This is a genomic window from Nocardioides ultimimeridianus (assembly GCF_054777895.1).
Map to the genome: position 1 here is coordinate 1 of NZ_BAAHAB010000022.1, position 15,103 is coordinate 15,103.

General features: G+C 72.0%; 16 protein-coding genes. 14 read left to right on the forward strand and 2 right to left on the reverse strand.

Annotated features, from left to right (window positions below; all coding sequences use genetic code 11):
- The 9 genes from ACYU8V_RS19840 to ACYU8V_RS19880 all read left to right on the forward strand — a co-directional run.
- The coding region (locus ACYU8V_RS19840) for a hypothetical protein (RefSeq protein ID WP_460849828.1) at positions 1-575 on the forward strand (575 nt) is incomplete at its 5' end.
- 29 nt (positions 576-604) lie between these two features.
- Positions 605-1,252 carry a YoaK family protein gene (locus tag ACYU8V_RS19845; RefSeq protein WP_460849830.1) on the forward strand — a complete coding sequence of 216 codons (648 nt, stop codon included), beginning with the start codon at positions 605-607 and terminating at the stop codon, positions 1,250-1,252.
- Positions 1,253-1,294: 42 nt separating this feature from the next.
- Positions 1,295-2,146: an esterase/lipase family protein gene (locus ACYU8V_RS19850; RefSeq protein WP_460849831.1), complete on the forward strand. Its 852-nt coding sequence runs from the start codon at positions 1,295-1,297 to the stop codon at positions 2,144-2,146.
- 49 nt (positions 2,147-2,195) lie between these two features.
- Positions 2,196-2,639 (forward strand): Zn-ribbon domain-containing OB-fold protein, encoded by a 444-nt coding sequence (locus ACYU8V_RS19855; RefSeq protein WP_460849832.1) that lies wholly within the window; start codon positions 2,196-2,198, stop codon positions 2,637-2,639.
- The gene (locus ACYU8V_RS19860) at positions 2,636-3,826 is read left to right on the forward strand and encodes a lipid-transfer protein (RefSeq protein ID WP_460849834.1); all 1,191 of its coding nucleotides are present in this window, start codon (positions 2,636-2,638) and stop codon (positions 3,824-3,826) included. Before ACYU8V_RS19855 ends, ACYU8V_RS19860 begins: the two co-directional genes overlap by 4 nt.
- 87 nt (positions 3,827-3,913) lie before the next feature.
- Positions 3,914-5,071 carry a hypothetical protein gene (locus tag ACYU8V_RS19865; protein ID WP_460849836.1) on the forward strand — a complete coding sequence of 386 codons (1,158 nt, stop codon included), beginning with the start codon at positions 3,914-3,916 and terminating at the stop codon, positions 5,069-5,071.
- 119 nt (positions 5,072-5,190) lie between these two features.
- A complete protein-coding gene (locus ACYU8V_RS19870; RefSeq protein WP_460849837.1) occupies positions 5,191-6,201 on the forward strand; it encodes a hypothetical protein in 1,011 nt (336 codons plus the stop codon).
- A gap of 34 nt (positions 6,202-6,235) precedes the next feature.
- Entirely contained in the window at positions 6,236-7,315 is a 1,080-nt protein-coding gene (locus ACYU8V_RS19875) for a hypothetical protein (protein WP_460849839.1), read from the forward strand.
- A gap of 9 nt (positions 7,316-7,324) precedes the next feature.
- On the forward strand, positions 7,325-8,407 hold the full coding sequence (locus ACYU8V_RS19880) for a hypothetical protein (RefSeq protein WP_460849840.1): 1,083 nt from the start codon (positions 7,325-7,327) through the stop codon (positions 8,405-8,407).
- Positions 8,408-8,419: 12 nt separating this feature from the next.
- Here ACYU8V_RS19880 and ACYU8V_RS19885 read toward each other — a convergent pair whose 3' ends face one another.
- Both ACYU8V_RS19885 and ACYU8V_RS19890 read right to left on the reverse strand, forming a co-directional pair.
- Positions 8,420-9,238: an adenylate/guanylate cyclase domain-containing protein gene (locus ACYU8V_RS19885; RefSeq protein WP_460849841.1), complete on the reverse strand. Its 819-nt coding sequence runs from the start codon at positions 9,236-9,238 to the stop codon at positions 8,420-8,422.
- Between the two features lie 52 nt (positions 9,239-9,290).
- Entirely contained in the window at positions 9,291-9,644 is a 354-nt protein-coding gene (locus tag ACYU8V_RS19890; RefSeq protein ID WP_460849842.1) for a YchJ family protein, read from the reverse strand.
- A 38-nt stretch (positions 9,645-9,682) separates the two neighbouring features.
- On the opposite strand from ACYU8V_RS19890, the gene ACYU8V_RS19895 reads away from it, so the two are divergent.
- The 5 genes from ACYU8V_RS19895 to ACYU8V_RS19915 all read left to right on the forward strand — a co-directional run bounded on the left by ACYU8V_RS19895 (position 9,683) and on the right by ACYU8V_RS19915 (position 15,102).
- Entirely contained in the window at positions 9,683-11,116 is a 1,434-nt protein-coding gene (locus ACYU8V_RS19895; protein WP_460849844.1) for a MoxR family ATPase, read from the forward strand.
- The gene (locus ACYU8V_RS19900; protein ID WP_460849845.1) at positions 11,109-13,106 is read left to right on the forward strand and encodes a vWA domain-containing protein; all 1,998 of its coding nucleotides are present in this window, start codon (positions 11,109-11,111) and stop codon (positions 13,104-13,106) included. Before ACYU8V_RS19895 ends, ACYU8V_RS19900 begins: the two co-directional genes overlap by 8 nt.
- 273 nt (positions 13,107-13,379) lie before the next feature.
- On the forward strand, positions 13,380-14,135 hold the full coding sequence (locus ACYU8V_RS19905) for a hypothetical protein (protein ID WP_460849846.1): 756 nt from the start codon (positions 13,380-13,382) through the stop codon (positions 14,133-14,135).
- A 116-nt stretch (positions 14,136-14,251) separates the two neighbouring features.
- Positions 14,252-14,785 carry a hypothetical protein gene (locus ACYU8V_RS19910; protein WP_460849848.1) on the forward strand — a complete coding sequence of 178 codons (534 nt, stop codon included), beginning with the start codon at positions 14,252-14,254 and terminating at the stop codon, positions 14,783-14,785.
- Positions 14,776-15,102 carry a hypothetical protein gene (locus ACYU8V_RS19915; protein ID WP_460849849.1) on the forward strand — a complete coding sequence of 109 codons (327 nt, stop codon included), beginning with the start codon at positions 14,776-14,778 and terminating at the stop codon, positions 15,100-15,102. The genes ACYU8V_RS19910 and ACYU8V_RS19915 overlap by 10 nt, the downstream gene beginning before the upstream one ends.
- Position 15,103: the final 1 nt, after the last annotated feature.

Genomic DNA, 15,103 nt, shown 5'->3' on the forward strand with positions numbered 1-15,103 from the left:
CGGTCCGCAGGCCGGTCGCGTCGTTCACGGCGTACGTCTCGAGCCCGGCCGACGACCGCCGCGTCCGCGCGGCCGCGGCGCGCGTCGACGGCCGGGTGCTGCGTCCCGGTGACGTGCTGCGGCTGCAGCGCGGCTCGGGGGCGGTCGCCACGGCCGTGTTCGGGGCGGCGTTCCGTGCCGGCCTCGCCGACCTCACGGCGGACCTGCCCGTGGTCCTCGACCCGGCCGACGGCAACGACGTGCCGGCGGGCCTGCGGTTCCGCAACGACGGCACCGCGGGCGTGCTCGTCGACGTCGCCACCCGACCGGCCCGGCCCGGCAGCCGCGGCACCGTGCGGGTCCGGCTGTGGTCGACGAGGGCCTGGACCGTCTCGGTCCGCCGGGGTGCGCACAGCGACCCGGTCGCGCCACCGACCCGCACCGAGCACGGCCCCGGCTGCCGGCCGAGTGCGGGCGTCCCGGGCTACACCGTCATGATCACTCGCGTGTTCCGAAAAGTGGGGGAGACGGTCATCGACCATTCCGAGACGTTCCGCTCGGTGACGGCACCGGTCGAGCGGGTGGTGTGCCGATGAGGCGGCTGCGTGCAGTCCCACTGCATCGGATGCACCTGATCCTGATGCTCGCGCTCACCTTCACCACCGGCATCAACGACGCGGTCGGCTACCTGGGCCTGGACAAGGTCTTCACCGGCAACATGACGGGCAACGTCGTGGTGCTCGGCATGGCGCTCGCCGGCGGGTCCGGGCTGCCGATCCTCGGCCCCGCCCTCGCCCTGTTGGGGTACGCCGCCGGGGCGGCCGTCGGCGGTCGCACGATGCGGTACGCCGGCACCGGCTGGACCCGTCCCGTCACGGCCGGATTCGGGACCGTCGCCGCGATCATGCTCGTCCTGGGCACGACGCTGCTCCTGGTCGATCACCCGAGCCACGCGGTCATGGTCGGGGTGACGACCTGCGCGGCCGTGGCGATGGGCATCCAGGCCGCGACGGCCCGCCACGTGGCGGTCGCGGACGTGACCACGGTGGTGGTGACCTCGACCCTGACCGGGCTGGCCGCCGACCCGTTCCGTGGCGAGCACCGCAATCGGGCGGTGCGCCGGTTCGGTGCGATCGCGCTGATCCTGGTCGGTGCGTTCGCCGGCGCCCTGCTGCTCAAGGTCACCCTCGGTCTCGGGCTGCTGGTCGCGGGGGTCGTGATCGGGCTGGTCACGACGGTGGGGCACCTGACCGGCCCGGCGGCCAGGGTGTGACCCACCCCACACGATGACGCCGCGATGGCGTTGAATCAGGGCATGCGGACGCTCCCGACGTACCTGACCGCCCTGCTCGCGGGGCTCCTGCTCACCGCCGGCCTGATGGCGCCGACCCCCGCACGCGCGGACACCACGATCCTGCCGCCGCTGCCGACGGTGCCCGAGGGCGACGTCCCGGGCATCAACGACTGGTCCTGTCGCCCGACCGCGGCCCACCCGGAGCCGGTCGTCGTCGTGCACGGCACCTTCGGCGACAGCCGGCACCTCATCGACGTCCTCGAGACCCGCATCATCGCCGCCGGCTTCTGCACCTTCGCCCTCAACTACGGCAACCGCGCCACCGGCGACATCCCGACCTCCGCCCGCGAGCTGAAGGCGTACGTCGCCAAGGTGCTCGCCGCGACCGGCGCCAGCAAGGTCTCGATGGTCGGCCACAGCCAGGGCGGGATGATGCCGCGCTACTACATCAAGTTCCTCGGCGGCGCCCAGTACGTCGACGACCTGGTCGGCATCGCGCCCTCGAACCACGGCACCAAGCTGCTGCCCTCCGCGAACCCGCTCGCGGCGCTCCTGCCCGGCCTGATCTGCGTGGCGTGCAACCAGCAGACCTGGGGATCGGCGTTCCTGCAGCACCTCAACGCGGGCGACGAGACCCCCGGCGGCGTGAGCTACACCCAGATCGAGTCCAAGTACGACGAGGTCGTCATCCCCTACACCTCGGCCTTCCTGACGCCGGGTCCGCGGACCACCAACGTGACCCTGCAGGACCTGTGCCCGGGCCTCTACGCCGAGCACCTGCTGATCCCGAACAACAAGGTCACCATCGCGGTCACGCTGAACGCGCTGCGGCACCCCGGTCCCGCCGCCAAGGACTTCCGGCCCGCCTGCTGACGATCATCCCCTAGAATAGGAACACGTTCTAGTTTCGAGGGGCTGATCCATGAGCACGGCAGCAGGCACACCCGTCGTCGACGGCTGGTTCACCACGGGCGACGACCCCCGGCTGCTGGCGGCGCGCTGCACCGACTGCGGCAACCTGGTCTTCCCTCCGCCGCCGGCCGACGCGGCGTCGTACTGCCGCAACCCGAGGTGCTCCGGCGAGGCCACCGAGCCCGCCGAGCTCTCGCGCCGCGGCCGGATCTGGTCCTACACCGATGCGCAGTACCAGCCGCCCGCGCCGTACGTGCCGCGCTGCGAGACCTACGAGCCGTTCGCCCTCGCCGCCGTCGAGCTGCCCGAGGGCATCGTCGTGCTGGGTCAGGTCGCCGACGGCTTCGGCGTGGCCGACCTGAGGGTGGGCGCCGCGGTGGAGCTCGTCGTGGAGCCGCTCGACCCCGACGGCCGGACCATCTACCGCTGGAAGCCCGTGGAGGTGCAGTCATGAGCAGGGCCATCGCCGTCGCCGGGGTCGGCATGCACCCGTGGGGCAAGTGGGGCAGGAACTTCGTCGAGTACGGCGTCCACGCGGCCCGCGCCGCCCTGGCCGACTCGGGCATCGCCTGGTCCGACGTCGACCTGGTCGTCGGCGGCGAGACCGTGCGCAACGGCTACGCCGGGTACGTCGCCGGCTCGACCTTCGCCCAGGCACTCGGCTGGAACGGCGCCCGGATCGCGACGTCGTACGCCGCCTGCGCCACGGGCGCCCAGGCCATCGACACCGCCCGCGCCCGCATCCTCGCCGGCATGTCCGAGGTCGCGCTGGTCGTCGGCGCGGACACCACGCCGAAGGGCTTCCTCGCGCCGAACGCGGGGGAGCGGTGGAACGACCCTGACTGGCTGCGGTTCCGGCTGCTCGGGATGACCAACCCGGCGTACTTCGCCCTCTACGCGCGGCGTCGGATGGACCTGTACGGCGCCACCTCCGAGGACTTCGCGGCCGTGAAGGTGAAGAACGCCCGCCACGGCCTGGAGAACCCGAACGCGCGCTTCCGCAAGGAGTCGTCGGTGGACCAGGTGCTGGCGTCGCCGGTGGTCTCCGACCCGCTGCACCTGCTCGACATCTGCGCCACCTCCGACGGCGCGGCAGCGCTGGTGCTGTGCTCGCTCGACTACGCGCGCCAGCACGGGATCGCCGATCCGGTGCGGGTCGAGGCCGTCTCGACGGTGACGCCGACCTTCCCGAACACCGTCATCGACATGCCGCTGCTCTCGACCGACTGCTCGGCGGTGGCCGGCGCCCCGGAGCACACCTTCAAGGAGTCGATCGCCCTGGCGGCGTACGACGAGGCCGGGATCGCCCCCGAGGACGTCGACGTCGCGGAGGTCTACGACCTCTCGACCGCCCTCGAGCTGGACTGGATCGAGGACCTCGGCCTGTGCAAGCCGGGCGAGGCCGAGGTGCTGCTCCGCGCCGGTGAGACCACGATCGGCGGCCGGATCCCGGTCAACCCCTCGGGCGGTCTGGCCTGCTTCGGCGAGGCCGTCCCCGCCCAGGCGATCGCCCAGGTCTGCGAGCTCGCCTGGCAGCTCCGCGGCCGGGCGACGGGCCGCCAGGTCGAGGGCGCCCGGGTCGGGATCACCGCCAACCAGGGCCTCTTCGGGCACGGGTCCTCGGTGATCCTCGCGCGCTGACCGAGGTTTGCCACACCCTCCGCCGACGCATGCTCCCGAGACAGGAGATCGCCGGAGCTCGGGCCCCGCCACCAGCAGGAGGGGTCCATGAAGCACCGTCTCACCACCGCGCTCGGCGTTGTCACCATCGTGTCCGGGTTGCTCGCGGCAGCGCCCACGCCCGCGCTCGCCACATCGGGCACCACGACCACCACGACGACCACGATCACCCCGTCGGCGCTGCCGCACGGCAAGGCAGCCCACGACTACCTGGTGGGCCGGACGATCCACCCGGCGACCGGCCCGGTCATCCGGCTTCCACGAGCATGGAAGCCCGCGCAGCTGCGACTGATCGGCCACAGCACCAAGGGCTGGCTGGTGTCCCGCTTCGACTACGACACCGCGCCGACGCCGACGCGGACGCCGATCAGGACACCGATGCGCCTCTACCGCGTCACGCGTGGAGCGGTCCGGCTGATCGACACGGTGGACGTCCACGGGGTCGGCACGGGCCAGCAGTGGTCGCTCACGTCGGACGGCAGCCGGATCGTCAGCCACCGTGACTACCTCCTCGACAACCAATGCGCCCGGTTCGCCCTGCTGGATCTCCGGGGGCATCGGATCGCAGCTCGTTCCACCGGCTGCAGCGGCAGTCGCGAGGACGTCCTCGGCGCATCCCGAGGCAAGGTGTGGTTCCGCCGCCAGGGTGGCGAGACCCGGGTGTGGGACGTGCGCACAGGCACCATCACCAAGCTCGGGGACGGCGTGTCGGCATCACTGATCGACCGCCGGCACGACCTGTTGTTCACCGACCCCGCCTGGTCGACGACGGACGAGGTGGGCCCGACCTCCTTCTCCTCGCCCGGTACGCCGGCGTGGACGGCGGACTTCACCCCCATCGCGGTCTCGCCCGACGGGGCTCTCGTCGTGGGCCTGAGTGGCGACCAGATCGGGGTGCGCGGCGAGTGGTGGCACACGCTGCCCGCGTGGGCCGATCCGGACATCGAGATCAGGCGAGTCAGCGACGGCACCCTCGTGCACGACTTCCACTTCGCCTCGCACGACACCGACCCGTCGGTGCGTGCCGAGAAGCTCCCGCCGCGCGACATCTGGTGGGAGAACAGCTCGACGCTGCTCATCGCGAAGACGCTGCCGCACCGCACCTGGCTCATCCGGTGCACCGTCGGCGGAGCCTGCGCGACCGCTGCTCCGAGCGTGCCGTGGACCTGGGGCTTCTGGCACCGGCACGTCACCGACTGGCACTGACGCCGACCTGCCTCAGCGACGGGTCGCCGGACCCGGAGCAGGTTTCAACGATGCGGGGCGAACGCATCATGTGGTGACGGAGCGGGCTCGGGGCCCGCCCACATGGACCTGGAGGGAACATGCGGAACCGCCTTGCCACCGCACTCTGTGCGGCCACCGCGCTCGCAGCGCTCGTCGTACCGACCGCGGCCACCGCCGCGTCGACCGCCACCGCTGCGCGCACCGAGACGATCGACCCCTCGGCGCTGAGCCGGGGCGCGGCCCCGCGCGTGGACTTCCTCGGTGGTCGCGTCCTGCACTCGTCGACCGGCGCGACCGGTCGGCTGCCCAGCACCTGGAAGCCCGCCCGGCTGCTGCTCGTCGGCCGCGTCGGCGGCGCCTGGTACGTCCAGCGCTGGGACGCCCAGCACTACCAGGGCTGGCTCTACCGGGTGACCAGCTCGAGCGTGAAGCGCATCAGCTCGGGCAGCAACGCCGGAAGCGGCGTGCTGGGCTGGTACCTCACCTCCGACGACAAGGCGATCGTCCACCACGAGACCGACGGGTACGGCGGCTGCACGCTCCAGCTGCTCGACCTGACCGGTCACGTGACGGCCCACCACGGCTGCGGGTACGACGGCAACTACATCGGCGCGACCAGCACCCAGGTCTGGTACACGCCGTTCGGTTCGACCGCGACGCAGCGTTGGACGGTCGGCGGGACCACGAGCAGCATCGGGGTGAAGGGCGCGCTCGCCGATCCCACCCACGACGTGCTCTTCCTGCGTCCCACGAGCTCGACCACGCAGGGCGGCCCGACCAGCCTCTCGGCCCCCGGCGCGCCGGCCTGGACCGCCGCCTTCCGCGCGGTCGCGGTCTCCCCGAGCGGCACGTACGTCGCCGGCTTCGCCTCGAGCACGCTCCAGATCCGCAGGATGAGCGACGGCACCGTGGTGCGCCAGGTCGCCGTCGGCACCACCAGCGGCGTGACCTGGGAGTCCGACAACAGGTTCCTCGTCGCGACGGTCGGCAGCAAGGACTGGATCGTGCGGTGCCCGCTGTCGGGCGCCTGCTCCACCGCGGCCGGCCCGGCGAGCAGCCGCTACACCTTCGACCAGGTCCCGCGCTGGCACGCCGAGGCGATGAGCTGACGCCCCTCAGCCACAGACCCGACCTGGAGGATCCATGAGGCTTCGTCTCGCCGCCGCTCTCGCCGCGGCAGCCACCATCGCCGCCGGAGTCCTGGCTGCGCCGACCGCGCCCGCCCTGGGTGCGACCGGGAACACGAGCACGACCATCACGCCGTCCGCGCTTCCGCGCGGCAAGGCCGCCCACGACTACCTCGTGGGCCGCACGATCCATCCGGCGACCGGCTCCGTAGTCCGTCTCCCGCGCTCCTGGAAGCCGGCACAGCTGACCCTCGTCGGGCACAGCACGAAGGGTTGGATCATCGACCGGTACGACGGCGTGACCGGTGCCGCGCCGGATCGGCTCTACCGGGTGACCCGCGGCTCCGTACGACTCATCCGCTCGGTCGACCTCGGCGGCATCAACGGGCAGCTGTGGTTCCTCACCGCCGACAACACCCGGATCGTCAGCACCTACATCGGGGCATACGGCAGCGGTGACCGAATCTCGCTGCTCGACCTCAACGGGAAGAAGCTGTACGGACCGCTCTCCGTCGGGGGCGAGGCCGACTTCCTCGCCGCCTCGCGGGGCAAGGTCTGGCTGTCGCTGCAGGAGACGGGGACGGTCGAGGTCTGGGACGCCGTGGCGGGAACCGTGAAGGAGCTTCCGGCGACGGGCTCGTTGATCGACCGCTCGCACGACCTGTTGTTCACCGCCCCCGGCGCCACGGGCATGACCGGGCCGACCTCTCTGTCCGTCCCCGGGACGCCGGCCTGGACGGCCTTCTTCACGCCGATGGCGGTGTCGCCCGACGGGTTGCGCGTCGCGGGTCTCGCCGGTGACCAGATCACGAACGTCGGGACCTACAATCCCAATCCGGACATCGAGATCCGTCGGGTCAGCGACGGCACGCTCCTGCGGCGCATCCACGTCACGAACTCGACCAGGTACATGAACTACGCGGGCGAGATCTGGTGGGAGAGCAACACCTCGATCCTCGTTGCTGAGACGATGCCCTATCGAAGCTTCCTGATCCGCTGCTCGGTCTCCGGCACGTGCGTCACGACGGCTCCCAGCGTCACGTCCGACTGGTGGTTCTCGCACCGCAGCCAGACCGACTGGCACCAGCTCGGCTGAGGAGTAGCGATGAGGAACCGTCTCGCGATCGCGCTGAGCGCTGCGGCTCTCATGGCGGCGGGCCCGCTCGCCGTACCGTCCGGACGGGCCGTGGCGACGACCGGCACGACCGGGACCACCACGACGATCACGCCGTCCGAGCTGCCCCGGGGCGGGGCCGCGCACGACTACCTGGTCGGCCGCTCCCTCCACCCGCGGACCGACGGTGTCATCCACCTGCCGCGTGCGTGGATGCCGAGCCAGCTCACCCTCGTCGGCCACAGCGCGAAGGGGTGGATCGTCCAGCGCGTGCACACCCCCACGCCCGCCCGGATGCGGCTCTACCGGGTGACCCGCACGCGGGTGCGCCTGATCAGCTCGATGCACCTGGACGACGACTGGCAGCTGTGGTTCCTGACCGACGACGGCAGCCGCATCGTCAGCATCCACAGCAGGAGTTTCGGCAACGGCGACCGGATCTCGCTGCTCGACCTCGACGGCAGGGTGCTGTACGGGCCGATCAGCAGCCGCTACGCCCTCGACTTCCTCACCGCGTCGCGGGGAACCGTCTGGTTCGCCCAGCAGAACGACTCCAGCCAACCGGGCGACGTGCCGACGCAGTGGACCGTCAAGGTGTGGCACGCGGCGGCGGGCACGTTGACCGCGCTCGGTCCCGGGGTGACGTCGACGCTCATCGACCGTCCGCACGACCTGCTCTTCACCGCGGCCGACCAGGCGGACGCGCCCGTCGGGCCGACCTCGTTCTCCAGCCCGGGCACGCCGACGTGGACCGCCCCGTTCACGCCGATGGCGGTGTCGCCGGACGGTCGTCGGGTGGCGGGCATCGTCGAGAACTACCCGCTCGTGGACGTCGAGATCCGCCGGGTCAGCGACGGGGCGCTGCTGCGCACCATCCACACCGAGCCCCTGAACAACCTCGCGGGCCTGTGGTGGGAGAGCAGCACCGCACTGCTCATCTCGGAGAACCTGAGGTACCGCAGCTGGCTGATCCGGTGCACGGTCGCCGGCTCCTGCTCGACTCCAGCCCCCAGCGTGCCGAGCAGCTGGACGTTCACCCACCGCAACAGCTACGACACCCACCAGGTCTACTGAGCAGGCGGCCGATCAGCCGATCTCGAGCCGGCTGATCGCGTGCTCGCCGGACAGGCCCTTGAGCTCGTAGACCCCGACCGGGACGGGCGTGAGGTCGCTGTCGGCGATGGCCGCGGTGACAGCCTCGCTCACGAAGGTCTCGCCGCCGCCGGCCACGCTGGCGACCCGGGCGGCCATCGCGACGTTCGTGCCGAAGTAGTCGCCGTCGCGGGCGACCACCTGGCCGGTGTGGATGCCGATCCGCACCTGGATCGGGTGTCGGCGCAGCATCGAGTCGCTGGGCCGGGCGAGGTCGCGCTGGATCGCGATGGCCGCCCGGCAGGCGGCCTCCGCGTCGCGGAACGCGACCATGAACCCGTCGCCGGCGGTCTTCACGACCTGGCCCAGGTGCTGCTCGATGCGGGTGCGCAGGACCCGGTCGTGGGCCGCGAGCACCTTCACCCAGGTCTTGTCGCCGAGCTGGTCGTTGAGGGCCGTGGAGTCCTGCACGTCGGAGAAGAACAGGGTGACCGTGCCGTCGGCAGCGGCCATGTTGAGGATGTCGGCGCGCTCGGTGCTCGCCCACGCCGTGATGTCCTCGATGGTGGACTGGATGACGCCGGTGATGCCGCGCTCGCGGACCCGCGACGCGGTTCGGATGACCCGGCGCATGGCACGCTCCGCCGAGCTGGTGGGCGGGCCGGGCCGCAGCGCGGCGTCGAGGTCGCGCTCGAGGGTCTCGATGTGCAGCCGTGCCAGCGACAGCTGGCGGTGCGTGAACGCGAGCCCCCAGCCGAGCGCGACGCAGGCGATGAGCAGCACCGCGCATCCGACCACCAGCAGCACCGTCACGGCCGCAGCCTAGGCGGTTGCGGCGCCCGACGGGCCGAACGCCGTGCGTTGCTCAGGTCACGTCCCCGTCGACGTACACCCAACGCCCGCGGCGGAGCTCGAAGCGGCCCCGCTCCCGCATCGAGCCGGTCACCGATCCCCGGTACGACGCGGTGAAGTCCACCCAGTCCTCACCGGAGTCGTGGATGACCAGGCCGGTCCAGGTGAGCGCGTCTGGAGCGATCACGGCGGGACGCGTGCGCGGGTGCCAGGTGCGGAAGACGTAGTCCACGTCGCCCCGTGCGTACGCCGAGTAGCGCGACCGCATCAGCTCCTCGGCCGTCGCGGCCTCGCGAGCGCCACGGTGCAACGGCCCGCAGCAGGCGTCGTACGCCGTCCCCGATCCGCACGGGCATCCAGTCAGCACCGGTCAAACCTATTGCGCGCCGTCGTAGCGTGGGAACCGTGACCGCCTCTGTGACCCAGGCCCCCACCCCCAGCCCCAGCATCAGCACCGTCGGAGAGCTGCGCGCCTCCGGCCACGTCCAGAAGTCCCTGCGCCAGGAGATCCGCGACAACCTGCTCGCCAAGCTGGCCGCCGGGGAGAACCCCTGGCCCGGGCTGCACGGGCTCGACGACACCGTCGTGCCGCAGCTGGAGCGCGCGCTCATCGCCGGCCACGACATCGTGCTGCTGGGCGAGCGCGGACAGGGCAAGACCCGCATCCTGCGGACCCTGATGGGCCTGCTCGACGAGTGGTCGCCGGTGATCTCCGGCAGCGAGCTCGGGGAGCACCCGTTCGACCCGATCACCGTGCAGTCGCGGGCCGCGGCGGCCGAGCACGGCGACGCCCTGCGCGTCTCGTGGCGCCACCGCAGCGAGAGGTACGCCGAGAAGCTGGCCACCCCCGACACCTCGGTCGCGGACCTGATCGGTGACGTCGACCCGATGAAGGTCGCCGAGGGCCGCTCCCTGGGCGACCCGGAGACGATCCACTTCGGGCTGATCCCCAGGTCCCACCGGGGGATCGTGGCCATCAACGAGCTGCCCGACCTGGCCGAGCGGATCCAGGTCGCGATGCTCAACGTGATGGAGGAGCGCGACATCCAGATCCGCGGCTACGTGCTGCGGCTGCCGCTCGACGTGCTCGTCGTGGCGTCCGCCAACCCCGAGGACTACACCAACCGCGGCCGGATCATCACCCCGCTCAAGGACCGCTTCGGCGCCGAGATCCGCACCCACTACCCGACCGAGCTGGACGCCGAGATCGCGGTGATCCGGCAGGAGGCGGACCTGCTGACCGACCTGGTCGACGTACCGGACTTCCTGGTGGAGATCCTGGCCCGCTTCACGCGCAACCTGCGCGAGTCCTCGTCGGTCGACCAGCGCTCCGGGGTGTCCGCGCGGTTCGCGATCGCGGGCGCGGAGACGATCGCGGCGGCCGCGCTGCGGCGGGCCACGCTGCTCGGCGAGGACCGCGCCGTCGCCCGCGTCGTCGACCTGGAGACCGCCGTCGACGTGCTCGGCGGCAAGATCGAGTTCGAGTCCGGCGAGGAGGGCCGCGAGGACGAGATCCTCACCCACCTGCTCCGCACCGCCACCGCCGAGGTCGTCCGTGCCCGCTTCCGTGGCATCGACTTCGCGCTGCTGGTCGACGCGGTCGAGGGCGGCGCCACCGTCGTCACCGGTGAGCGGGTGGCTGCCCGCGACCTGCTGTCCGGGCTGCCGGTGCTCGGCGAGTCCGACCTCTACGACACCGTCTGCGAGCGGGTCCTCGGGCCGGGTGGCGGCACGACCGACGGCGAGCGGGCGGCGGCGATCGAGCTGGCCCTCGAGGGCCTCTACCTGGCCCGCAAGATCGGCAAGGACTCCGCCGGTTCCGAGACCATCTATGGCTAGGTACGAGAGGTACGCGGGCGGCGACCCGCTCGCCCCGCCGGTCGACATCGCCGAGGCGCTGGACGCCATCGGCCAGGACGTCATGGCCGGCTACAGCCCGGAGCGGGCGATGCGGGAGTTCCTGCGCCGCGGCGGGCAGGACAACGCCGGCCTGGACGACCTGGCCCGCAAGGTGGCCGAGCGGCGCCGCGAGCTGCTGCAGCGCAACAACCTCGACGGGACCCTGCAGCAGGTCAAGGAGCTGCTCGACAAGGCGGTGCTGGAGGAGCGCAAGCAGCTCGCCCGCGACGTCACGATGGACGACGGCGACCGCGCGTTCCGCGAGCTGCGGATGGAGAGCCTCCCGGACTCGGCGGCCGCCGCCGTCACCGAGCTGGCCGACTACGACTGGCAGTCGAGCGAGGCGCGGGCGGCGTACGAGGAGATCAAGGACCTGCTCGGGCGCGAGCTGCTCGACCAGCGCTTCGCCGGCATGAAGAACGCCCTCGAGAACGCGACCGACGAGGACCGGGCCGCGATCAACGAGATGCTGAACGACCTCAACGAGCTGCTCGAGAAGCGGGCGCAGGGGACCGACACCCAGCAGGACTTCGACGACTTCATGGCCAAGCACGGCCAGCAGTTCCCGGAGAACCCGCAGAACCTCGACGAGCTGCTCGACTCGCTGGCCCAGCGTGCGGCCGCGGCCCAGCGGATGCTCAACTCGATGACTCCCGAGCAGCGCCGCGAGCTGATGGAGCTGTCGGCCGCCGCCTTCGGGTCGCCGCAGCTCATGGAGCAGCTCGATCGGCTCGACGGCAACCTGCAGGCCCTGCGCCCCGGCGAGGACTGGGGTGGGTCGGAGCGGTTCGAGGGCGACCAGGGGCTGGGCCTCGGTGACGGCACCGGCGCGCTCCAGGACATCGCCGACCTCGACGCGCTCGCCGACCAGCTGGCCCAGTCCTACCGCGGTGCGGGGCTGGACGACATCGACCTGGACAAGCTCGCCCAGCAGCTCGGGAACGACGCGGCGGTCGACGCGCGCCGCCTCAAGGACCTCGAGCGCGCACTGCGCGACACCGGCGCGATGGAGCGCGGCTTCGACGGCGAGCTGCGGCTCACGCCGAAGGCGATGCGGCAGCTGGGCAAGGCGCTGCTCCGCGACGTCGCGCAGAAGCTGTCGGGACGGCAGGGGCAGCGCGACGTACGACGCTCCGGCGCGGCCGGCGACCTCACCGGCGCCTCGCGTCCGTGGGAATTCGGGGACACCGAGCCGTGGGACGTCCCGCGCACGGTGCTCAACGGCGTCGTACGGCGTGCGGGTGAGGGCGGTGGCCGGCGCTTCGCCATCGACGACATCGAGGTCCAGGAGACCGACAGCCGCACCCAGGCCGCCGTGGCACTCTGCGTCGACACCAGCTTCTCGATGGCGATGGACGGCCGATGGGTGCCGATGAAGCAGACGGCGTTGGCGCTGCACACCCTGATCGGCACCCGCTTCCGCGGCGACAGCCTGGAGCTGATCGGCTTCGGCCGGCACGCCCAGACCATGCAGATCGAGCAGTTGACCGCCCTCGACGCCCGCTGGGCGAAGGGCACCAACCTGCACCACGCGCTGCTGCTGGCCAACCGACACTTCCGCAAGCACCCGAACGCGCAGCCGGTCCTGCTGATCGTCACCGACGGCGAGCCGACCTCCCACCTGGAGCCGAACGGGGAGGTGTTCTTCGACTACCCGCCGCACCCGCTGACGATCGCGCTCGCCGTACGCGAGCTCGACAACGCCCGCCGCCTCGGCGCGCAGACGACGTTCTTCCGGCTCGGGGACGACCCGGGCCTGGCCCGGTTCATCGACTCGATGGCCCGCCGGGTCGACGGCTCGGTCATCGCGCCCGAGTCCGGCGACCTCGGTGCCGCGGTGGTCGGCTCCTACCTCGGCTCCCGCTCCAGCAGGCCGGCCCCCGGCTCCTACGGCGACTTCTTCCCCGGTCGCGGGTTCTGGGTCGGCTGAACCCCTCCGGTCGTCAGGTTGTGAGCGGCCTATAGGCCGGTCTCAACCTGACGACCCGAGGGCTGTGGAGGACGCCAGCGCGAGGGCCCGATCCGGGGCACGCTCATCGGCATGCTGGATGAGCGGTGGAGGCGTCTGGCCGCGACCCAGGGCGGCCTGCTGACGCGTACCCAACTGGCTGGCTTCGGCGTCGATTCAGACATGGTCCGACACCGCATCAGCTCTGAACGGTGGGCGGAACGCAGCGAGACGGTCATCAGTACGACGACGGGCGTGCTCACCCGCGAACAGCTCATGTGGCTCGGGGTCCTGCACGCCCACGGCCACGGGGTCGTCGGAGACCTGACCGCAGCCGAGCTCGCCGGGCTGCGCAACTGGAACCGCGACGTCATCACGATCCTGGTGCCGCGAGGCACCGAGGTGGGCGATCCGATCGCGGGGATCCGGTTCGCCGAGACGCGGCGCCCGATCCAGCGCTGGATCCGCCCCGACCTCGCACTCCCCGTCGCCCGGATCGAGCCGGCCATCCTGCACTTCGCGGCGTACCAGCCTTCGAAGCGGACGGCTCAGGGAGTGCTCGCGGCCGCGATCCAGCAGCAGCTGACGACGCCCGAGCACCTGGTCGAGGAGATCCTGCAGATGCGACCGCTGCGATGGGCGAAGCTGATGAAGCGCGCGCTCGGCGAGATCGCCGGTGGCGCGCAGTCGGTCGCGGAGCTCGACGTCCGGCGGATGTGCCGCGCCTTCCGGCTCGCCCCACCCGCGCGCCAGGTCAAGCGGCGCGACTCCTCGGGCAGGATCCGGTTCACCGACTGCGAGTGGTCGCTGGCCGACGGCCGCACGCTGGTGCTGGAGGTGGACGGAGCGTTCCACATGGAGGTCGAGCAGTGGGAGGACGACATCGCGCGGCAGCGTGCCCTCACCGACCCGAGCCGCATCATCGTGCGCTGCACCAGCCGCGAGCTCCGCGACGATCCGGGCCGGGTCGCCCGCGACCTGCTCAACCTCGGCGTCCCGCGTGCTGCCTGAGCCGGTCGTCAGGTTGAGAGGGGCGGAAAGCGCACCGCTCAACCTGACGACCGGTGGGGCTGTGGAGAACCCGGGCGGCCGGTTTTCGCGCATCAGGGCCCGGGCAACCGGCTCCCATGTCCACCACACCGCTGCGCCAGGTCGACCCCTCGGTGGTCGATGCCGACCCGTTCTGGGCGACGGTCGTCGCTCGGCACCCGCACGCCACCTACGTCCTGCTGCCACCGGACCCGCCACCGGCCGACCTCCCGCCTGACCGCGTCGCGGCCGCCGAGCGGGCGGTCGCCTCGACCTGGCACCTGCTGGAGGAGTACGTCGAGGCGGCCGGATCGAGCGACACCCCCGCCGTCTCCTGGCGCGGGTCGGGCACGAGCCGGCGACTCGTCGCCCGCCTCGCCCTGATCGGGATCGGCCGCGAGGCCGGCGCTGAGCTCGCGGCCGGCATCGGCGTGGCGCTCGGAGGGCGCGGCTGGTCGCTGCGCCCGTGGCGCGGCCCGGACCTGGCGACGCTGCACCTGCGCAACACGGCGTGCGAGCAGGGCGAGCAGAGGGAGCAGGCCGAGCCGCCGGTCGAGGTCGATCTCGCGATCGGTGAGGGCGCGACCGTCCTGTCCGTCACCGCACACCCGGGGGTGAGGTCATGGCGGTGAGGATCGAGGTCGACTACAGCGTCCTGCGCGACGCCGAGCACGGCTGGGGCGTGGTCGGCGACGACCTGGACGGTGCGGTCGCGCGGATGGGGCTGATCAGCGGTGCCGGTCTCCCGGCGCCGGTCCGGGCCGAGGTGGACGACTTCGTGCACCGGTGGCACCGGGAGGTGGGGGCCATCGCCTCCTCGGCACGCAGCGCACGCATGGCGTTCGGACTGGTCGGCGGCGACTACCGGATCACCGACCGCCACCTCGCCGAGCAGATCCGGTCGCTGATGCCATGGGGCCAGCGCCACGACGCGATCCGGCAGGCCTGAG

Bases quoted from the DNA above. Each gene is read 5' to 3' on its own strand.
- ACYU8V_RS19845 (WP_460849830.1), top strand. From the start codon at position 605: ATGCACCTGATCCTGATGCTCGCGCTCACCTTCACCACCGGCATCAAC.
- ACYU8V_RS19850 (WP_460849831.1), top strand. From the start codon at position 1,295: ATGCGGACGCTCCCGACGTACCTGACCGCCCTGCTCGCGGGGCTCCTG.
- ACYU8V_RS19855 (WP_460849832.1), top strand. From the start codon at position 2,196: ATGAGCACGGCAGCAGGCACACCCGTCGTCGACGGCTGGTTCACCACG.
- ACYU8V_RS19860 (WP_460849834.1), top strand. From the start codon at position 2,636: ATGAGCAGGGCCATCGCCGTCGCCGGGGTCGGCATGCACCCGTGGGGC.
- ACYU8V_RS19865 (WP_460849836.1), top strand. From the start codon at position 3,914: ATGAAGCACCGTCTCACCACCGCGCTCGGCGTTGTCACCATCGTGTCC.
- ACYU8V_RS19870 (WP_460849837.1), top strand. From the start codon at position 5,191: ATGCGGAACCGCCTTGCCACCGCACTCTGTGCGGCCACCGCGCTCGCA.
- ACYU8V_RS19875 (WP_460849839.1), top strand. From the start codon at position 6,236: ATGAGGCTTCGTCTCGCCGCCGCTCTCGCCGCGGCAGCCACCATCGCC.
- ACYU8V_RS19880 (WP_460849840.1), top strand. From the start codon at position 7,325: ATGAGGAACCGTCTCGCGATCGCGCTGAGCGCTGCGGCTCTCATGGCG.
- ACYU8V_RS19900 (WP_460849845.1), top strand. From the start codon at position 11,109: ATGGCTAGGTACGAGAGGTACGCGGGCGGCGACCCGCTCGCCCCGCCG.
- ACYU8V_RS19910 (WP_460849848.1), top strand. From the start codon at position 14,252: ATGTCCACCACACCGCTGCGCCAGGTCGACCCCTCGGTGGTCGATGCC.
- ACYU8V_RS19915 (WP_460849849.1), top strand. From the start codon at position 14,776: ATGGCGGTGAGGATCGAGGTCGACTACAGCGTCCTGCGCGACGCCGAG.